At 42.6% G+C, this 3,606-nt stretch carries 5 protein-coding genes; 1 reads left to right on the top strand and 4 read right to left on the bottom strand.

Annotation, left to right across the window (positions count from 1 at the left end; all coding sequences use genetic code 11):
- Positions 1–54: 54 nt before the first annotated feature.
- The 4 genes from rpsI to CWB78_RS18120 all read right to left on the bottom strand — a co-directional run bounded on the left by rpsI (position 55) and on the right by CWB78_RS18120 (position 2,501).
- Entirely contained in the window at positions 55–447 is a 393-nt protein-coding gene (rpsI, locus tag CWB78_RS18140) for a 30S ribosomal protein S9 (RefSeq protein WP_024600778.1), read from the bottom strand.
- Positions 448–455: 8 nt separating this feature from the next.
- Entirely contained in the window at positions 456–884 is a 429-nt protein-coding gene (gene rplM, locus CWB78_RS18135; RefSeq protein ID WP_008110876.1) for a 50S ribosomal protein L13, read from the bottom strand.
- Between the two features lie 293 nt (positions 885–1,177).
- Positions 1,178–1,987, bottom strand: coding sequence for a bifunctional DNA-formamidopyrimidine glycosylase/DNA-(apurinic or apyrimidinic site) lyase (gene mutM / locus CWB78_RS18125; RefSeq protein WP_010390658.1), 810 nt, complete (start codon positions 1,985–1,987; stop codon positions 1,178–1,180).
- Between the two features lie 13 nt (positions 1,988–2,000).
- Positions 2,001–2,501: a hypothetical protein gene (locus CWB78_RS18120; RefSeq protein ID WP_138596804.1), complete on the bottom strand. Its 501-nt coding sequence runs from the start codon at positions 2,499–2,501 to the stop codon at positions 2,001–2,003.
- 117 nt (positions 2,502–2,618) lie between these two features.
- Between CWB78_RS18120 and CWB78_RS18115 the strand changes: the two genes are divergently transcribed.
- On the top strand, positions 2,619–3,542 hold the full coding sequence (locus CWB78_RS18115; protein ID WP_055013427.1) for a manganese-dependent inorganic pyrophosphatase: 924 nt from the start codon (positions 2,619–2,621) through the stop codon (positions 3,540–3,542).
- The last annotated feature ends 64 nt before the right edge of the window (positions 3,543–3,606 follow it).

Genomic DNA, 3,606 nt, shown 5'->3' with positions numbered 1-3,606 from the left:
AAAAACAAAAAACCCAGCATAAGCTGGGTTTTTGAATTCTTGATAACGTAAAAATTAACGTTTTGAGAACTGTGGACGCTTACGCGCTTTCTTAAGACCCACTTTCTTACGTTCAACTTTACGTGCATCACGAGTAACGAAACCTGCTTTACGAAGTTGTGGACGTAGTGACTCGTCAAACTCCATAAGTGCACGAGTGATACCGTGACGGATAGCACCAGCTTGACCAGTAGTACCACCACCGGCAACGGTGATGTGAAGGTCAAATTTTTCAGTCATGTCTACAAGCTCAAGAGCTTGACGAACAACCATGCGTGCTGTTTCGCGACCAAAGTACTCTTCTAAAGAGCGCTTGTTGATTACGATGTTACCAGTGCCTGGGCGTAAGAATACGCGAGCACTTGAACTTTTACGACGACCTGTACCGTAGTATTGATTTGCCATGATAGTGCTCCTTAAATGTCTAGAACCTGAGGCTGTTGTGCAGCATGGTTATGCTCAGTACCCGCGTAAACTTTAAGTTTGCGGAACATAGCGCGGCCTAAAGGACCACGTGGCAACATGCCTTTAACAGCTTTTTCGATGATCATTTCAGGCTTTGCAGCTTGAAGTTTATCAAAAGTAGTAGACTTAAGACCACCTGGGAAACCAGAGTGAGCGTAGTACACTTTATCTTTGAATTTGTTACCAGTAACAGTAACTTTCTCAGCGTTGATAACGATGATGTAATCACCAGTATCTACGTGTGGTGTGTACTCAGCTTTGTGCTTACCGCGTAGGCGATGAGCGATTTCAGTAGCGATGCGACCTAAAGTTTTATCTTCAGCGTCAACTACGTACCAGTCACGTTTTACTGTTTCTGGTTTAGCAACAAACGTTTTCATTTATAAAAATCCAATGTTTTTCAATTAAAACCACAGGTAGTTATTATTAACTACCGCTCTAAGTATGCTACAACCCCTTCGAGTTTTAGACTTTTTCGCCGCTCACAAGTGGCTAAACTATATGAGGACATAGAACGCAACGTGGCAGACGCGGGAGTATACCAGCACTTAAACTACATTGCTACCGGCCGGTTGTTTTTTCCGCAAAAAGTTTTAGGCTCGAGTGTCGGGCTACGGGGGGCGAGGTACGAGCTTCGAGACCCGCAGCCCGAGAACTTTACTCTTTACCTTTATTACTTCTGACACACCTCACAAAAAACGGTGCTACGTTGGCCTAAACGAATTTCTGTTAGTGCTGTGTCGCAATTTACACAAGGCTGGCCTTTTCGACCATACACTAATAGCTGCTGCGCAAAGTAGCCTGGCTTACCGTCACTTTGGGCAAAGTCTTTCAACGTTGTGCCGCCTTGAGTAATTGCTGCGGCTAGGGTGTCTTTTATAATTGGGATTAACGCTTGGTAGCGTTTTAGGCTTACTTTACCGGCTTCTTTTCGCGGATCGATACCTGCTTTAAATAACGACTCGTTAGCGTAAATATTACCGACCCCCACCACCACGGCGTTATTCATAATAAACTGTTTAACAGGCACTTTTTTATTGCGAGATTGCTCATAAACACGTTTAGCAAAAAAGTCATCGGTGAGTGGCTCGGGGCCTAATTTAGCAAGTAACTTATGCTCTTCATTGGGTGCTTGCCATAAACAGCAACCAAAGCGACGCGGATCGTTTAAACGCAGCGCCTTATTATTCGCTAAAATAAACTCAACATGGTCATGCTTTTTAAGTGGCTCATTGGCGTTCACAACCCGCAAGTTACCCGACATACCTAAATGCAATATAGCCGAGCCTAGCTCGCATTCTAACAATAAGTATTTTGCACGTCGTTCAATACTGCTAACCACTAACCCCTCAAGTTGATACACCTCATCTGGCACAGGCCAGCGCATACTGGCATTATGAATATTTACCTTAGTCACAACTTGGTTTAGTACATGGGGGGTAATGCCCATACGGCTAACTTCTACTTCTGGTAATTCAGGCATTAATAAAACTCACTTATGAAAAGGTAAAACTTGGAAATAATTGTTTTGCAGTAGTTAAATCTAGCAACAATAATCGCTGACTGGTTTTATCGAATAAATAATACTGACCATTCGCCTCAAATAATAAGTACACCCAAGGTAAGGGCTCACCGGCGAGTTCAAGCGTGGCTACCGATAGTGGCTTATTCATATCAAGCGCATCAGGTGTAGTGGTGGTCACCAGTGCGGTATTTTGCCATAAATACACTAGCTCACTAAGTTGCTGCTCTGAACCTTGCCAACTAAGCGGTACACTTTTTTGCAAAGCAGTAGTACGCCAACTAGTGCCAATACGCTCAATTTTTTGGTCGATAAATTTAAGTGTTAATACAAAACTTTGAGGAGGAAGTAGTGGCTGCAATTGTGCCTGTGTTTCATCATTCCCTATGTTTTTATGCAGTCCATTTAAAAAGAAGATCATAATCAACATCGAAAAAATAATAACATTGTTCCAACCTTTGCGGCCGAGTTGCATGTGGGTCTTCCAATTAATAATATCGATTTAAAGTGTAACCAAAACTTAATTACACTGTCTATATGTTAAAACCCAAAGACTTTGCTAGAATATCGGCAAATTTTAAGGAGTTTAGTCATGTCAATGTATGTAGTGGGCCATAAAATCCCAGATTCAGATTCAATATGTGGTGCAATTGCACTGGCTTATTTAAAAAACCAAATTGATGAACCAGCAATCCCAACTCGCCTGGGTGAAGTTTCACCGGAAACACAATTTATTTTAGATAAATTCGGTTTTGAAGCACCTGAGCTAAAGCTTAGCTATGCTGGTGAAGACGTTTATATTGTAGACCACACAGAAAAAACCCAAGCACCTGACGATATTGATCAGGCTCGCGTAGTGGGCGTGGTTGATCACCATAAACTAGGTGACCTAACCTCATCAACACCGCTTGAGTGTTGGATCCGCCCTGTTGGTTGTTCAAACACCATTATTAAAATGATGTATGACTTCTACAACGTTGAGATCCCTAAAGACATTGCTGGCATTATGCTTTGCGCTATTTTAAGTGACACGGTTATTTTTAAGTCACCAACCTGTACTACGGCCGATATTAAATGTGTTGAAGCGCTTGCAGAAATTGCAGGCATTGAAGACTTTAAAGAACTAGGCATGGACATGTTTCGCGTTAAATCAGCCGTTGAAGATACGCCAGTACGTGACTTAGTAATGCGTGACTTTAAAGACTTTAACATGAACGGTAACCTTGTTGGTATTGGTCAGTTAGAAGTTATTGACCTTGCAGTATTTGACGAGATTAAAGCCGACCTTGAAGCTGACATCGCGAAGCTTAAAGAAGAAGGCGGTCGTCATTCAGTATTTTTACTACTGACCGACATTATGAAAGAAGGCTCACAAATGCTAATTGCTTCAGACGATGCTAGCCTAGTTGAGCAAGCGTATGGTGAAAAACCAGAAGACGGTAAAGTATGGCTAGACGGCGTATTAAGCCGTAAAAAGCAAGTAGTGCCACCACTACAAGACGCTTTTAAGGGCTAGGTTCGAGGTTCGAGGTTCGAGGTTCGAGGTTCGAGGTTCGAGGTTCGAGGTTCGAGGTTCGAGG

Source organism: Pseudoalteromonas sp. S1612, from assembly GCF_005887175.1.
In the GTDB taxonomy this organism is placed as follows: domain Bacteria; phylum Pseudomonadota; class Gammaproteobacteria; order Enterobacterales; family Alteromonadaceae; genus Pseudoalteromonas; species Pseudoalteromonas undina.
Note: the sequence above shows the minus strand (reverse complement) of the source record. Positions and strands in the feature narration are given on the sequence as shown.

Excerpts from the sequence above, each read along its gene's own strand:
- rplM (WP_008110876.1), bottom strand. The coding sequence starts at position 884 with ATGAAAACGTTTGTTGCTAAACCAGAAACAGTAAAACGTGACTGGTAC.
- mutM (WP_010390658.1), bottom strand. The coding sequence starts at position 1,987 with ATGCCTGAATTACCAGAAGTAGAAGTTAGCCGTATGGGCATTACCCCC.
- CWB78_RS18120 (WP_138596804.1), bottom strand. The coding sequence starts at position 2,501 with ATGCAACTCGGCCGCAAAGGTTGGAACAATGTTATTATTTTTTCGATG.
- CWB78_RS18115 (WP_055013427.1), top strand. The coding sequence starts at position 2,619 with ATGTCAATGTATGTAGTGGGCCATAAAATCCCAGATTCAGATTCAATA.